This window comes from Enterovibrio sp. FF113 (assembly GCF_041439165.1).
In the GTDB taxonomy this organism is placed as follows: domain Bacteria; phylum Pseudomonadota; class Gammaproteobacteria; order Enterobacterales; family Vibrionaceae; genus Enterovibrio; species Enterovibrio norvegicus_A.
Map to the genome: position 1 here is coordinate 1 of NZ_JBGONO010000039.1, position 14737 is coordinate 14737.

The 14737-nt window shown below is 49.7% G+C and carries 12 protein-coding genes and 1 other RNA gene; 3 read left to right on the plus strand and 10 right to left on the minus strand.

The genetic code is table 11. The features are described 5' to 3' along the window. Positions 1 to 111: 111 nt before the first annotated feature. The 5 genes from serA to zapA form a co-directional block, all read right to left on the minus strand. Positions 112 to 1341: a phosphoglycerate dehydrogenase gene (gene serA / locus ACED36_RS21275; RefSeq protein WP_016960278.1), complete on the minus strand. Its 1230-nt coding sequence runs from the start codon at positions 1339 to 1341 to the stop codon at positions 112 to 114. Between the two features lie 304 nt (positions 1342 to 1645). After that, positions 1646 to 2299 (minus strand): ribose-5-phosphate isomerase RpiA, encoded by a 654-nt coding sequence (rpiA, locus tag ACED36_RS21280; RefSeq protein ID WP_016960279.1) that lies wholly within the window; start codon positions 2297 to 2299, stop codon positions 1646 to 1648. 117 nt (positions 2300 to 2416) lie between these two features. Then, on the minus strand, positions 2417 to 3019 hold the full coding sequence (locus tag ACED36_RS21285) for a 5-formyltetrahydrofolate cyclo-ligase (protein ID WP_017003242.1): 603 nt from the start codon (positions 3017 to 3019) through the stop codon (positions 2417 to 2419). A gap of 38 nt (positions 3020 to 3057) precedes the next feature. Continuing rightward, a non-coding RNA gene (gene ssrS / locus ACED36_RS21290) (6S RNA) lies at positions 3058 to 3241 on the minus strand. 13 nt (positions 3242 to 3254) lie between these two features. Further along, positions 3255 to 3563 (minus strand): cell division protein ZapA, encoded by a 309-nt coding sequence (gene zapA / locus ACED36_RS21295; protein WP_016960281.1) that lies wholly within the window; start codon positions 3561 to 3563, stop codon positions 3255 to 3257. A 281-nt stretch (positions 3564 to 3844) separates the two neighbouring features. Between zapA and ACED36_RS21300 the strand changes: the two genes are divergently transcribed. From ACED36_RS21300 to ACED36_RS21310, 3 genes are all read left to right on the plus strand, one after another. After that, positions 3845 to 4420 carry a YecA family protein gene (locus tag ACED36_RS21300; protein ID WP_017007447.1) on the plus strand — a complete coding sequence of 192 codons (576 nt, stop codon included), beginning with the start codon at positions 3845 to 3847 and terminating at the stop codon, positions 4418 to 4420. 72 nt (positions 4421 to 4492) lie between these two features. Then, positions 4493 to 5698: a 2-octaprenyl-6-methoxyphenyl hydroxylase gene (ubiH, locus tag ACED36_RS21305; RefSeq protein ID WP_371733789.1), complete on the plus strand. Its 1206-nt coding sequence runs from the start codon at positions 4493 to 4495 to the stop codon at positions 5696 to 5698. Beyond that, positions 5698 to 6924 carry an FAD-dependent 2-octaprenylphenol hydroxylase gene (locus tag ACED36_RS21310; RefSeq protein WP_371733790.1) on the plus strand — a complete coding sequence of 409 codons (1227 nt, stop codon included), beginning with the start codon at positions 5698 to 5700 and terminating at the stop codon, positions 6922 to 6924. The genes ubiH and ACED36_RS21310 overlap by 1 nt, the downstream gene beginning before the upstream one ends. 100 nt (positions 6925 to 7024) lie before the next feature. On the opposite strand, the gene eno is transcribed toward ACED36_RS21310, so the two are convergent. The 5 genes from eno to rlmD all read right to left on the minus strand — a co-directional run bounded on the left by eno (position 7025) and on the right by rlmD (position 14720). After that, positions 7025 to 8326 (minus strand): phosphopyruvate hydratase, encoded by a 1302-nt coding sequence (gene eno, locus ACED36_RS21315; RefSeq protein WP_017007444.1) that lies wholly within the window; start codon positions 8324 to 8326, stop codon positions 7025 to 7027. Positions 8327 to 8405: 79 nt separating this feature from the next. Then, entirely contained in the window at positions 8406 to 10040 is a 1635-nt protein-coding gene (locus ACED36_RS21320; protein WP_016960286.1) for a CTP synthase, read from the minus strand. Positions 10041 to 10179: 139 nt separating this feature from the next. Beyond that, complete coding sequence (mazG, locus tag ACED36_RS21325) at positions 10180 to 10998, minus strand: nucleoside triphosphate pyrophosphohydrolase (protein WP_371733791.1); 819 nt, start codon at positions 10996 to 10998, stop codon at positions 10180 to 10182. 133 nt (positions 10999 to 11131) lie between these two features. Next, positions 11132 to 13342, minus strand: a complete 2211-nt coding sequence (gene relA / locus ACED36_RS21330) for a GTP diphosphokinase (protein WP_016960288.1) — start codon at positions 13340 to 13342, stop codon at positions 11132 to 11134. A gap of 61 nt (positions 13343 to 13403) precedes the next feature. Continuing rightward, entirely contained in the window at positions 13404 to 14720 is a 1317-nt protein-coding gene (gene rlmD / locus ACED36_RS21335; RefSeq protein WP_016960289.1) for a 23S rRNA (uracil(1939)-C(5))-methyltransferase RlmD, read from the minus strand. Positions 14721 to 14737: the final 17 nt, after the last annotated feature.

A 14737-nucleotide genomic window follows, 5' to 3' on the forward strand; every position in this document is an offset into this window, starting at 1 on the left:
ATCAGGCCTTGAAAGCCGCTTAACAGAAATGTCCAACTTTACGGGGTCACTTCAATGACTGCGGCCTTATTTCATGGGAGAAAGACGGTTTGAGGGGGGCAAACGCGTCAATCAGTGAAGGATACGTGCACGCAAGGTGCCATCGATCGCTTTCAGTTTCTTTAATGCCTTTTCAGAATGCTCAGTTTCGACGTCGATCACAACATAGCCAAACTCAGCATTAGTTTGCAGATACTGAGCAGCAATGTTGATGCCTTCTTCTGCAAAGATGGTATTTATCTTGGTCAAAATACCCGGTTTGTTCTGGTGAATGTGCAGCAGGCGTGATGTACCGCTGTGCTCAGGCAGTGATACTTCTGGGAAGTTAACACAAGACAGCGTTGAACCATTGTCTGAGTACTTCACCATTTTACCCGCGACTTCGATGCCGATATTTTCCTGCGCTTCTTGTGTAGAACCACCGATGTGCGGCGTCAAAATAACATTGTCGAATGCTTGCAACGGCGACGTAAACGGGTCGCTGTTGGTTTTTGGCTCTGTTGGGAATACGTCAATCGCTGCACCGCCGATGTGACCGCTTTCCAGTGCGCCGCAAAGTGCGTCGATATCAACCACCGTACCGCGAGCGGCATTAATGAACACCGCGCCTGGCTTCATGCGCGCGAACTCTTCACTACCCATAAGATCTTGAGTGGATACTGTTTCAGGCACATGCAAAGTGATCACGTCGCTTTTGTTAAGCAGTTCTGACATGGAGCCGACTTGTTGAGCATTTCCCAATGAAAGTTTGCTCTCAATATCGTAGAAGAAAACACGCATACCGAGGTTTTCCGCCAAAATACCCAACTGAGTACCAATATGACCGTAACCGATGATGCCAAGATTTTTACCGCGCGCCTCGAACGATTGATCCGCCGATTTCATCCACTCACCACGGTGTGCCTTAGCGTTCTTCGCTGGAATGCCGCGAAGCAACAATAGGATTTCACCAAGTACTAACTCAGCAACACTGCGGGTGTTAGAGAATGGGGCGTTAAATACAGGGATACCACGCTTTGCAGCCGCGTTGAGATTGACTTGGTTTGTACCAATGCAGAAACAGCCGACAGCGACCAGTTTCTTTGCCTTTTCAAACACTTTCTCAGTGAGCTGAGTACGAGAACGGATACCGACGAAGTGAGCATCAGCAATGGCGGCTTCAAGTTCCTCACCTGCCAATGACCCTTTATGATATTCAATATTGCTATAGCCAGCGCCTTGCAACACTTCTATTGCTGTGGGATGAACGCCTTCAAGAAGAAGGATTTTTATTTTGTCTTTTTCAAGCGACACTTTAGCCATGCGGTTCTCATCCTTAAAAACAAACCAGAATTACAAAAATTGGTTACGCCATCCAAGTGGCTGGGGGCTGCGATCAAAACTCTGGCCGGTTGAATGATTTTCAACCAAAAAAACGTATCAACCCCTCATAATTAGTGACTAAGGTAACAAAAAGTTATCCGAAAGGGTAAGAATATTACGTTATAAAAGCGAAAAAAAACGGCGTCTCAGAGACGCCGCTAACTTATTGAGTTTCTTGCACGCAAACGTTTGGCTTTCACATCAAAAAAAGTGAAATGCTAAGGGTTTGCTCGCCAAAGAAAATTTAGCTTTTTACGACACCGTTCGGTGTGCCTTCCAGCACGACGTCAGCGCCACGGTTTGCAAACAAACCAACGGTCACAACACCTGCAATCGCATTGATTTTATCTTCGAGTTCTTTGGCATTGGTGATTTGAAGGTTGTGCACATCCAGAATCATGTTGCCGTTATCCGTGGTGCAACCTTCACGGTAGCAAGGGTCACCGCCAAGTTTAACCAGCTCACGCGCCACATAAGAACGCGCCATTGGGATCACTTCAACAGGCAATGGGAATTGACCCAGTACATCAACCTTTTTGGTGTCATCAATAATGCAGATGAATTTATCAGAAAGAGCTGCGACGATCTTCTCGCGAGTTAATGCTGCACCACCGCCTTTGATCATGTCATTGCCAGGGTTGATTTCGTCCGCACCATCCACGTAGATATCCAAACTCGCCACTTCGTTGGCATCAAACACTTGGATTCCGATCTTCTCAAGACGCTCAGTCGATGCGACAGAGCTCGACACTGCACCTTTTATTTGCTCTTTCATGGTTTCAAGGGCATCGATGAAGTGATTAACGGTTGAGCCAGTGCCAACACCGACAATGCTGCCTTTGGTGACATATTCCAACGCAGCCCAGCCAGCCGCTTTCTTCATTTCATCCTGAGTCATGAGGATCTCCTGCTAAATAAGGGGGAAAAACGCGAGGCCGATTATACAGATCTGTCTCGTTAAGGTGGGGATTTTTGCGTACCCAGATCTCGTTCTTATCGATCAATGGTGATCGTGTCAGATCGACCATTGCCAGTGCCTAGATGGCGTCAAGATCTCAGGCAGTGGTACGTCCCACACCTCAATAGGTAAGGCATCCACTTGCTGACAATCATGCGCAACCCCTAAAGGTCGTGCGCCTTGTCGGGTCTCATACCACGGAGCCAGTGTACGATCATAATAGCCGCCACCCATGCCTAAGCGCTGTCCGCTTTGATCGAACGCGACCAGTGGCGTGCAAATCAGATCCAGTTTTTCAGCGGGCAACACATCACGCACATCGAGCTTGGGCTCAAGAATGCCGTAACGATTGGCAACAAGTGTCGATTGCGGATGATAGCGAAGAAAGAGCAAGTGCCCTTTGCTGAATGGGTGGATCACGGGAAGATAAACCGACTTGCCTTGCGCCCAGCAATACTCGATGAGTGGGGCGGTATCAAGCTCGCCATCAACAGCGAGATACAAAGCGATATGGGTGGCGCTTTTTACTGCGTCGGATTGCTGAAAGCGCAACAGAAGCGCAGCCGAAGCATCGGTTTGCGCTTGTGCCGTCAGTGCACGGCGTTGGCTTCGGATATGTTTGCGCAGCGAATTTCGCTGTTCGGAAGCAGTCGCTTGCATCGGCTGTCCTTGCCGTATCGCGGTGTGTATTTTGTGGGGAAGGCCCCAGAGTGCCGTTGGGAATCTTACGCCCTTGAACCCTGCGGTTCAAGGCGGATGGGCAGAACAGACCGTAGGCTTCTCGGTACGAGCCGAGCTTGCACAAAAGCCTGTAACAACTCACCCTTAGATTTGCTTATCGGCTCAGGGACTCAGATCCACTGACGAACACTCCAGGGTCAAACAGGTAAAGCCCTTAGGCTTTTGATGCGCTGTGTTTTAACAACGCCTCTTCAATCGTTTTTTGCAACAGCGTGATGCGCTGTTCCATTTCATTCTTTTCGTCGACGCCTTGCTGTCGCTCTGCTAACAGTTCGTAACAGACGTTAAGCGCCGCGATGGTGAGCAACTGCTCTGTATTCGTTACTTTAGTGCGCCCGGACAATTCATGCAACCGCTGATCAAAGTCGTTCGCCGCTTCAATCAATGCTTCTTCCTGACCCGCCGGACAGTTAACGCGCATTGTCTTGCCTAGGATTCGAATTTCAACAGCCTGCGTAGTCATAATCTTTTAGAGCTCCCTTCAAAGCGCGATGTCGCACCCTGACGTAACGGGCACAAACTATAGAAAATGGAAGATTAAACTGCAAGTTTATCCTAATGTCTTGCGTCTCTCGACGTACTGTTTAGACGAAAAGTCGTCAATGTGATGAAAATCAGAGCTATTTTTAATTTCTCACCCACGATTCCGTGGTCATGCATGGACTTTTTTGGTTGAGATGTTCAGTGCCATTGCGCTAAGTGGTAGCATACGGCTTGAAATTAATGGCATCCAAGGTGGCCCTCGTGACTCAAGTAACTTTACCCGAATACAGCAACATTGCTACCACACTTAAATCTGACAGTTTAGCCGTTACTCCGGCTGAAATGCAGGGTCTACTATGTGGCATGTTATGCGGCGGACTCGATCCAGAGCTGGGCAATTGGATGCCAATGCTTTATGACTACACCAACGAAGGTGAAGGCTGGCCTCATGAATCAAAAACATTGGCAGCGACTTCACTAGGTATCGCACACAAACAGCTTTCCGCGGGTCAAATGGACTTCGAACCACTGTTACCCGACGAGAACACTGTGCTACTCGACCGTGGTGATGCGCTGTCTGAGTGGGTTAATGCTTTCATCGCAGGTGTCGGCCTGGCGGGTGTCACGGCGGGAAAATTGTCAGAAGATGCCAAAGAAGTACTCGCCGACCTGGCTGAAATTGCACAACTGGGTATCGACGAAGACGATGACATGGAAGAACAAGCGGTATTGCTTGAGCAAGTGATTGAGCACGTCCGTGTCTGCGCCATGACACTGCATGCCGACCTTGGCATCAAGTCACAAGATGATGAAGACAAAACGCCAACACTGCACTGAGACTAGATACTCGCACTCAGCGCTCAACACGTCACGCATTAGCCCCCAATAATGGCTGGAGATTGGCAACGAATGGATGCAACAGCGCCGTCAACACACTCATATGATGTTGTTATCGCAGGTGGTGCGATGGCCGGTGCGACACTCGCTCTGGCCATTGAGCGCTTAACGCAAGCAAAGCTTTCTGTGGCAGTGGTCGAAGCGGCCATCCCCGATAATACTCACCCGGGGTATGACGCCCGAAGCATTGCCCTTTCCTACGGCAGTTGCCAATTGCTCGACCAAATCGGCGTATGGCATGGCGTGGCGCCATTTGCTACCGCCATCAATACCATTCACGTCTCCGACCGAGGCCATTTTGGATTCACTGAAATGCACGCCGACAAGGAAGGACTGCCGTTTTTAGGAAACGTGATTGAACTTGCTGATGCGGGACGCGTATTCCATAAATCGCTCAGTCAGGCGAAAAATATCTCACTGTTTTGCCCTGCGTTTGTCACTGACATTACCCGCGCGACCGACAAAGTCACTCTTACGCTCAACGACGGGCAAACGATCACCACTAAGTTGATGGTCGCCGCCGACGGCGCACTCTCTTCATGCTGCGACATGGTTGGAATTTCCCGCCACGAGCATGATTTTGAACAAGTGGCACTGATTGCCAATATCACGACATCTTTACCGCATCAGGGCAAGGCGTTCGAGCGTTTCACTGAATCAGGTCCCGTGGCTTTATTGCCGATGTCTGAAGGGCGAAGCTCTTTAGTTTGGTGCGTCAAACCACAGGATGTCCCTGCACTTATCGAGCTGTCTGATCACGCGTTTGCAGACAAGCTCCAAGCCATCTTTGGTTGGCGTCTTGGTAAGCTATTGCATGTTGGACAGCGAAACAGCTATCCGCTGATTTTGCGCCAAGCCACGCAACTGATCAGCCACCGTTTCGCGGCTGTCGGCAATGCCGCGCAAACCTTGCACCCTATTGCGGGACAAGGCTTTAACCTTGGGCTTCGTGATGTCATCACCTTGGCAGAAGAAATTGCTCGCGCACACAACGAACAACAAGATTGCGGCGACATGGCATTGCTGCAGCGCTATCTACAACGTCGAGAACCCGATAGGGATGCGACTGTTGCCATGACCTCTGGCCTTGTGCACGGCTTTTCCAACACGTCTGCGCCGCTTATCCTTGGGCGCAATTTAGGGCTGGCGGCCATGTCCGTCTTTAGCGGATTAAAAGCGCCATTGCTGCAACGAGCGATGGGACTGGTAGAACGATAATGAAAATGACAAATGTAGATATCGCCATCATTGGCGGCGGCATGGTGGGGTTAACTTTAGCGGCAGCTTTGGCTGATAGCGACCTTCGAATTGCTATCATTGAAGGCAAAGAACCTGAGCCTGAATTAAATGCCCTGCCCGACCTTCGCGTTTCAGCTCTGAGCCGCGCGAGTGAAAATATCCTAAAAAATATTGGCGCTTGGGAAGGCATTCTTGCTCGTCGCAGTAGCCCTTATCAAAAAATGTCAGTGTGGGAACAAGACAGCTTTGGCGCCATCGATTTTGATGCCATGGACATGGGTCAGCCGAACCTAGGCTATATCGTCGAAAACCGCGTTATCCAACTGTCATTGTTTGAACGCATCAAGCAGCAACACAATGTGACCCTATTCTGCCCAGATAAATGCGCCTCCATGATGTTCGGTGAAACCGAAGCATGGCTAACCTTGGATTCCGGCAACGCCATCACCGCTAAATTGGTGGTGGGTGCAGACGGTGCGAATTCTTGGGTGAGAAATCAGCTCTCTATCCCACTCACACATTGGGACTATGGCCACAGCGCTCTGGTTGCCAACATACGCACCACAGAGCCTCACGATGGTGTAGCACGTCAGATCTTCACACCAGACGGCCCTCTGGCCTTTCTACCGCTTTCTGACCCACATCTTTGCTCTATTGTTTGGTCGCAATCACCAGAGCAAGCCGACCAACGATGCACCATGTCGGATGAAGACTTTAACAAATCACTCACTGCCGCCTTCGATACGCGACTTGGTCTTTGTTCAGTCGAAGGTGATCGCGCCGCATTCCCCTTGAAAATGCGTTATGCGCGCGACTTTGTCGTTGAACGCGTTGCCTTGGTGGGCGATGCAGCCCACACCATTCACCCGTTAGCGGGCCAAGGTGTCAATCTTGGTCTGTTAGATGCCACCACGCTGGCGCAAGAACTGGTGCGTTTGCACGATGAAGGCAAAGACATTGGCGAGAAAGCCAACCTGCGCGCCTTTGAACGCTGGCGTAAAGCGGAAGCTGCACAAATGATCACAGCGATGCAAGGCTTTCGCGATATTTTCTCAGGTGACAACCCAGCGAAGAAGCTGTTTCGTGGCATTGGCTTGGTGGCTGCCGCAACCCTACCGGGGATCAAAACGCAGTTTATTAAGCGAGCTTTGGGGTTAAGCGGAGATTTGCCGGAGTTAGCGAAGAAATTAGGACCGAGGTCCTAGGACGTTGTTTCCCTTATCCTACAAACAAAAAAACGGCTCCCAAGGGAGCCGTTTTCATCTCTAAATCAGCGTATCGCCGACTGAATGAAGTGCTAAGCGATTACGCTTGGCCTTTAACTTCTTTCAGACCGTTGAAAGGTGCGCGTTCGCCCAGAGCTTCTTCGATACGGATAAGTTGGTTGTACTTAGCAACACGGTCAGAACGGCTCATAGAACCCGTCTTGATTTGGCCAGCAGCAGTACCAACAGCAAGGTCAGCGATAGTTGCATCTTCAGTTTCACCTGAACGGTGAGAGATAACTGCAGTGAAACCAGCGTCTTTAGCCATCTTGATAGCAGCCAAAGTTTCGGTTAGTGAACCGATTTGGTTGAACTTGATCAAGATAGAGTTAGTGATGCCTTCTTCGATACCACGAGCCAGAATCTTAGTGTTAGTCACGAACAGATCGTCACCCACTAGTTGGATTTTGTCGCCCAGCAGTTCAGTTTGGTGCTTGAAGCCAGCCCAATCAGATTCGTCCAGACCGTCTTCGATAGAAACGATTGGGAATTGATCAACGAGACCAGCAAGGTAGTGGTTGAACTCTTCAGCGGTGAAGGTTTTGCCTTCGCCTTTCATGTTGTAGATGCCAGCTTCTTTGTCGAAGAACTCAGATGCTGCACAGTCCATAGCAAGAGTGATGTCTTTGCCTAGCTCGTAGCCAGCAGCAGCAACTGCTTCTGCGATAACTTCTAGTGCTTCAGCGTTAGACTTAAGGTTAGGAGCGAAACCGCCTTCGTCACCAACTGCAGTGTTGTAGCCTTTAGACTTCAATACTTTCGCTAGGTTGTGGAATACTTCAGCACCCATGCGAACAGCTTCTTTCAAAGTTGCAGCGCCAACTGGCTGAATCATGAACTCTTGGATATCAACGTTGTTGTCAGCGTGCTCGCCACCGTTGATGATGTTCATCATTGGTAGAGGCATAGAGAACTGACCAGCAGTGCCGTTTAGTTCAGCAATGTGCTCGTACAGTGGCATGCCTTTAGCAGCAGCTGCTGCTTTTGCGTTCGCCAGAGATACCGCTAGGATTGCGTTAGCACCGAACTTAGATTTGTTCTCAGTACCGTCCAGGTCGATCATGATCTGGTCGATTTCTGCTTGGTTTTTCGCGTCTTTGCCTTCTAGAGCGTTAGCGATTTCGCCGTTTACTGCGCCGATTGCTTTCAGTACGCCTTTACCTAGGAAACGAGTTTTATCGCCATCACGTAGTTCAAGTGCTTCGCGTGAACCAGTAGATGCGCCTGATGGTGCAGCTGCCATACCAACGAAACCACCTTCCAGGTGTACTTCTGCTTCTACAGTTGGGTTACCGCGTGAATCGATGATTTCACGACCCAGAACTTTAACGATCTTAGACATTGTGTTTCCTCTCGTATGTCAATAGCTTAAAAATGCGAAAAGCGGCTGCACTACCTTCGCAACCGCTCCTTGTTCTCAGTTACAGCTCACCACGCTGATTTTTACCTGACGCAGCCACAAAACCTTCAAACAAAGGATGGCCATCGCGTGGGGTCGAGGTAAATTCAGGGTGGAACTGGCACGCCACAAACCATGGGTGCTCAGGATTTTCAATAATCTCAACCAGCTTCTTGTCCGCTGACAGACCCGATACCACAAGGCCGGCTTCTTCAAGTTGCGGACGTAGCACATTGTTGACTTCATAGCGGTGACGGTGACGCTCATGGATTGAAGCGTTGCCGTAAAGCTCACGCGCTTTGGTGCCGTCTTTCAGGTGACACAGCTGTGCGCCAAGACGCATGGTGCCGCCCAAATCGGACTTTTCAGTACGCTCTTCTACCTTACCTTCGCCGTCAACCCACTCGGTGATCAGGCCAACAACCGGGTACTTGGTCGCTTTGTTGAACTCAGTCGAGTTCGCGCCTTCCATGCCAACAACGTTGCGCGCATATTCGATCAGCGCCACTTGCATGCCAAGACAGATACCCAAGTAAGGGACTTTGTTTTCACGCGCGAATTTCGCTGCCAGAATTTTGCCTTCTACGCCGCGATCGCCGAAGCCACCCGGAACGAGAATAGCGTCCAAACCGTGAAGGACTTCTTCACCTTTGGTTTCTACATCTTGTGAGTCAACGTATTTGATCTTCACGGTCAGGCGATTTTTCAAGCCTGCGTGCTTCAACGCTTCGTTAACTGACTTGTAGGCATCGGGCAGTTCAATGTATTTGCCAACCATACCGATAGTGACTTCACCGGTTGGGTTCGCTTCTTCATAAATAACTTGTTCCCACTCTGTCAGATCAGCTTCTGGCGCTTCGATACCGAAACGCTTACAAACCAAATCATCCAAGCCTTGCGAACGGATCAGTGAAGGGATCTTGTAGATGGAATCTACATCCTTCATTGAGATAACGGCTTTTTCTTGCACGTTACAGAACAAGGCAATCTTAGAACGCTCATTCGCAGGAATAACGCGATCGCTACGGCACACCAAAATGTCTGGCTGAATACCGATAGATAGCAGTTCTTTCACAGAGTGTTGAGTAGGCTTGGTTTTCACTTCACCTGCCGCAGCAAGGTAAGGAACCAGAGTCAGGTGCATGAACATGGTGCGTTCACGACCTAGCTCAACCGCCAACTGACGGATAGCTTCAAGGAATGGCAATGACTCGATATCGCCCACCGTACCGCCGATCTCAACGATAGTCACATCGTGACCTTCGCCGCCCGCAAGCACACGCTCTTTGATAGAGTTGGTGATATGAGGAATAACCTGGATGGTTGCACCCAAGTAGTCGCCTCGGCGCTCTTTACGCAATACGTCTGAATATACACGACCAGACGTAAAGTTATTGCGCTTAGTCATCTTGGTGCGGATGAAACGCTCGTAGTGACCCAAATCTAGGTCGGTTTCTGCACCGTCTTCCGTAACGAATACTTCACCGTGCTGGGTTGGGCTCATCGTGCCCGGATCCAAGTTGATGTAAGGGTCAAGCTTCATCATGGTCACATTAAGACCACGTGCTTCTAAAATCGCTGCCAATGACGCTGCAGCAATACCCTTACCGAGGGAGGAAACCACCCCGCCAGTTACAAAAATGTAATTCGTTGTCATGCTAAACCTGAGAGTTGGATTTAGGGGAAATATTGGAAATCTGGACGGGACGACATGTTACCAGAGCCCGAAACTTCCCACAACGTGAAAACTATCACACGGCGTACCCTTTTTTTTTGTTGTAAATCAATTCAGCGATTCACACTGGTTTGTTGCCTTCGTCACATTTCACTTGCTGCCAGAGTTTTTCGAGTTCATCTTGCTGAGTTTCCTGCAAGTTTTTACCATTTTCGCGTAATTTCATTTCAATTTGACGAAAACGATTTTCAAATTTTAAATTGGCCTGTCGTAACGCCTTTTCTGGGTTGGTTCCCACATACCGTGACAAATTCACCACGGAAAACAGTAAGTCGCCCATTTCTTCATCAACACGAGCCTGGTTCACGTTCACCATCAACGCTTCTTCCATGACTTCTTCAAGTTCTTCTTGCACCTTGTCGGCAACAGGCCCAATCGCATCCCAATCAAAACCAACACTGGCACAGCGTTTTTGTAGCTTAGCGGCTCGCCCCAATGCGGGCAGTGCCGTTGGTACATCATCGAGAATACTCAATTCGGCGTCTGGTTCGGCTTTAGCGGCTCGCTCTTGCGCTTTGATGCCTTCCCAATCTGCTGCTTGCAACGGATTGCCATCAGCGTCTTTCTCACCAAACACATGGGGATGACGGCGCACCAACTTGTCACAAATCGCACCAACCACGTCGTCGAATTCAAAGTCACCCTGCTCTTTGCCGAGTTGACTATAGAACACAATTTGGAACAAAAGATCACCCAACTCGTCACGCACATCGCCCCAATTTTGGCGCTCGATGGCATCGACTGTCTCGAAAGTTTCTTCGATGGTGTAAGGAATTATGGAGTTGAACGTCTGCTTTTTATCCCAAGGACACCCATTTTTCGGGTCTCGTAGGGTCGCCATAATTTCGAGCAATTCTTGCATTCGCGACATTTTATTCATGCCTATTTATCCATTGTCAGTTTGTTTTAACGCCGTCTTGAAATAAAAAAGGAAAGCCTCTGCTTCCCTTTCTGGGCTGATACCCGAGCAAGCTTCCCATCCTTGCACAACGAGAGTTTACGCAGGTATAAGACTAACGAAGCCGCTTCGCTTCATGCACGTCCTTCACCTGCTCAAGGCGGGTGATCACTCGACTCAGCACATCAAGATCACTTAGCTCAAGATCAAAATCCATGATGGATATGTTCTGCTTGTAATCAACTCGACTTTGCATGCCCGACACCCTGACTTTTTCATTGGTCAGCATGCTAGAAAGATCTTTAATCAAGCCGTTACGTTCTGACGCCAAAACACGCACGGTAATTTGGTAACTGCCGACAAATCCGCCCCCCCATACCGTATCAATAATACGCTCGGGTGCATGATGACGAAGATCTGCCAACTGTTCACAATCAGAACGGTGAACCGAAATACCGCGTCCCTGTGTGACGTAGCCTTCAATAGCATCACCAGGAATGGGCTGACAGCAACGTGCAAGGTGCGTCATCAGGTTATCAACCCCTTCTACCACCACCGCGTCTCTGCGCGGTTTTTTAGGGACAGGAGAGCTCTCCACCTGCTCCAGCTTCGCTCGTAACTGTTTGTCTTCTTCTTCCTTTGTCGGTTTATTGACAATGGAATTGATGAAATTCACCACCTGATTGATGCGTAAATCGCCACTACCGACACCGGCGTAAACTTCATCAAGGCTATTCATGTTGAAGCGCTTCATGGCTAAGGTGGCATCTTTACTGGCGGCACCAATTTTGGTCAGTTCGGCATCGAGGATCTCTTTGCCCGCAATCATGTTCTTTTCACGCGATTGCTTGCGGAACCATGCATTAATTTTGGCACGAGCACGACCTGAATTGACGAAGCCCAAACTTGGGTTTAGCCAGTCACGTGACGGGTTCGGCTCTTTTTGCGTGATGATTTCGACTTGATCGCCCATTTGCAGGTGGTAAGTGAACGGCACGATGCGGCCTTCCACTTTGGTACCAATACAACGGTGCCCCACTTCCGAGTGAATGTGGTAGGCGAAATCTAGTGGTGTTGCACCAATGGGCAAGTCGACCACATCACCGCGCGGAGTAAAGGCGTAGACACGATCATCAAACACTTGGCTTCGCAACTCATCGAGCATTTCGCCCGAATCAGACATCTCTTCTTGCCACGCCAGCAGTTTACGTAGCCACGTGATTTTCTCGTCGTAACCACTACGTCCCGTCGTTGCACCTTCCTTGTATTTCCAGTGCGCGGCGACGCCTAGCTCGGCATCATCATGCATTTGCTTGGTGCGAATTTGGATCTCGACCGTTTTCCCTTCTGGCCCCAACACCACGGTGTGGATAGACTGATAACCGTTAGGTTTAGGATTAGCGACGTAGTCGTCGAATTCTTTGGGAAGGTGGCGATATTTGGTGTGCACTGCCCCTAGTGCGGCATAGCAATCTTGAAGCTGGTCAGCAATGATACGCACAGCGCGAACATCAAACAGCTCATCAAAAGCAAGGCTCTTTTTCTGCATCTTACGCCAGATGCTGTAGATGTGCTTAGGGCGGCCGTAAACCTGCGCATTGATGTTGGAAGCGCTCATTGACTGCTGTAAGTCCGTGACGAACGTATCGATGTATTCTTCGCGGTCAATACGTCGTTCAGCTAGCTGTTTGGCAATTTGCTTGTAGGTATCTGAATGCTGATAACGGAAGGTGTAATCTTCGATTTCCCACTTCAGCTGACCAATCCCTAATCGATTGGCCAATGGCGCATAAATATTGGCGCACTCTTTAGCGACGGCCTTTCGTACATTGTCCGGCTCATTTTTCACTTCACGCAGATAACTGATCCGCTCTGCCAGTTTGATCACCACACAACGAAAGTCATCCACCATCGACAGCAACATGCGGCGTACGTTATCCACTTGCGCTGACGTCGCTTCTTCGTCGTTGGCATTCAGATGACGAATAGACGCCATTTCCTGCACGCCATCCACCAGCTTGGCGATGGTGCTGCCATAGCGTTCTTTGAGCACGTCGTGAGCCAGCAAGCCATCTTCCACCACAGGGAAGAGTAACGCCGCGATCAAGGTTTCCTTGTCCATACTTAAGGTGACAAGGATTTCAATCATCTCTCGACCAAACCATAACGGCTGCGCCATGGCTTGCTCGTCGCCCAGCGTTTGGCAGTCATAATAAGCATCAATCAACGCCTGCGAAACATCCGCGTCTTGGGCGAGACCATCTACCCAGCGTTCAAGTAAAAAATCTTTGTTGTCATTTAGGTGCGCGCCACGAATTGCGACCATTTCACTATCCTGTTTTTCTAATCCTTACCGGCAATCATCATGGTTGCCGGTTTCGAGCGACTTAGGCTTTGATAAACAATGCCATCGACTCTAAGTGCCCGGTATGGGGGAACATGTCCAACATGCCCAACCTGGCTAACTTGTATCCTTTATCGAGCAGTACTTGGCTGTCTCTTGCCAGTGTTGCAGGGTTACAAGAGACATACACGATACGCTCGGCACGTGATTGTGCCACATAAGGCATAACCCCTAAAGCGCCAGCACGTGCAGGATCGAGCAAAATTTTGCTATAGCGCTGCTTGCCCCACTCGGTCTTACCTGCATCCAGTTCAAGGTTTGCGTGGTAGAACGCCACGTTGTCTAAACCATTGTGCGTTGCGTTGTCGCTGGCACGCTGCACCATGTCCTCAACGCCTTCAACGCCCACAACCGACTCTGCTTTGCCTGCAATCGGTAAACTGAAGTTACCTAGACCACAGAACAAATCGAGCACCTTGTCGTCGTTATTAAGATCTAGCCAATCAAGTGCCTGGGCAATCATTTTTTGGTTAATGTCGGCGTTGACCTGAATAAAGTCCTGCGGTTCAAAAGAAAGCGACAGCGTACCCAACGAATAATGTGGCGCGTCACCACACATACGCTCGGCGTTGCCTTCACCTTGTTGGAGATACAAAATCAACGCCTTGTCATCGGCAAACCGTTTAAGACTCGCCATGTCTTCGTCATGCAGTGTCTTAATCGCCCGCACCAGCAGCACCCGCCCTGCATCTGACTCCACCAGCTCAACGTGCCCGATAACACGACGACCACGCAACGCATCCAGTAGCGAATAGACCTCGGGAAGCAGAGCATCAAGTTGTTTGTCTAAAACCGGACAATGGGTCACCGTCACGATTTCTTTTGAGCTCCGCTGGCGAAAGCCCATTTCCAGCTCGCCCGTTTTACTGATTTTCACGCTCAATCGCGCACGGCGCCGATATCCCTGCCCTTCTGAACGCACAGGCGCATCTTGAGTTAAATCCGCAGCGGCAAATTTTTTCATCAGCTGAGAAAGTGAATTTTGCTTGGCTTTAATCTGTGCATCATGTCCAAGGTGTTGCAAGTTACACCCCCCGCACACACCGTAGTGGGCACAAAATGGCTCTATTCGTTCAGCACTTGGTGTTACCACCTTGATCAATTTGGCACGAGCAAACTGGCGCTTATCTTCTGTCAACTGCGCCACGACTTCTTCGCCCGCTAATGCCCCGGCAATAAACACCGGTCTTTTTCCGTCAAAAGCCACACCATCACCTTGATGGTCAAGACGCTCAACCGTGAAGGCCTTGTGTTTGGTATCGAGATTTTTCTTCTTCTGTGGCTGAAAAAAACGCGCCATGTTGGTTTTCCAATGTC

Coding starts and splice junctions, on each gene's coding strand:
- serA (WP_016960278.1), bottom strand. CDS start 1,341: ATGGCTAAAGTGTCGCTTGAAAAAGACAAAATAAAAATCCTTCTTCTT.
- rpiA (WP_016960279.1), bottom strand. CDS start 2,299: ATGACTCAGGATGAAATGAAGAAAGCGGCTGGCTGGGCTGCGTTGGAA.
- ACED36_RS21285 (WP_017003242.1), bottom strand. CDS start 3,019: ATGCAAGCGACTGCTTCCGAACAGCGAAATTCGCTGCGCAAACATATC.
- zapA (WP_016960281.1), bottom strand. CDS start 3,563: ATGACTACGCAGGCTGTTGAAATTCGAATCCTAGGCAAGACAATGCGC.
- ubiH (WP_371733789.1), top strand. CDS start 4,493: ATGGATGCAACAGCGCCGTCAACACACTCATATGATGTTGTTATCGCA.
- ACED36_RS21310 (WP_371733790.1), top strand. CDS start 5,698: ATGAAAATGACAAATGTAGATATCGCCATCATTGGCGGCGGCATGGTG.
- eno (WP_017007444.1), bottom strand. CDS start 8,326: ATGTCTAAGATCGTTAAAGTTCTGGGTCGTGAAATCATCGATTCACGC.
- ACED36_RS21320 (WP_016960286.1), bottom strand. CDS start 10,040: ATGACAACGAATTACATTTTTGTAACTGGCGGGGTGGTTTCCTCCCTC.
- mazG (WP_371733791.1), bottom strand. CDS start 10,998: ATGAATAAAATGTCGCGAATGCAAGAATTGCTCGAAATTATGGCGACC.
- relA (WP_016960288.1), bottom strand. CDS start 13,342: ATGGTCGCAATTCGTGGCGCGCACCTAAATGACAACAAAGATTTTTTA.
- rlmD (WP_016960289.1), bottom strand. CDS start 14,720: ATGGCGCGTTTTTTTCAGCCACAGAAGAAGAAAAATCTCGATACCAAA.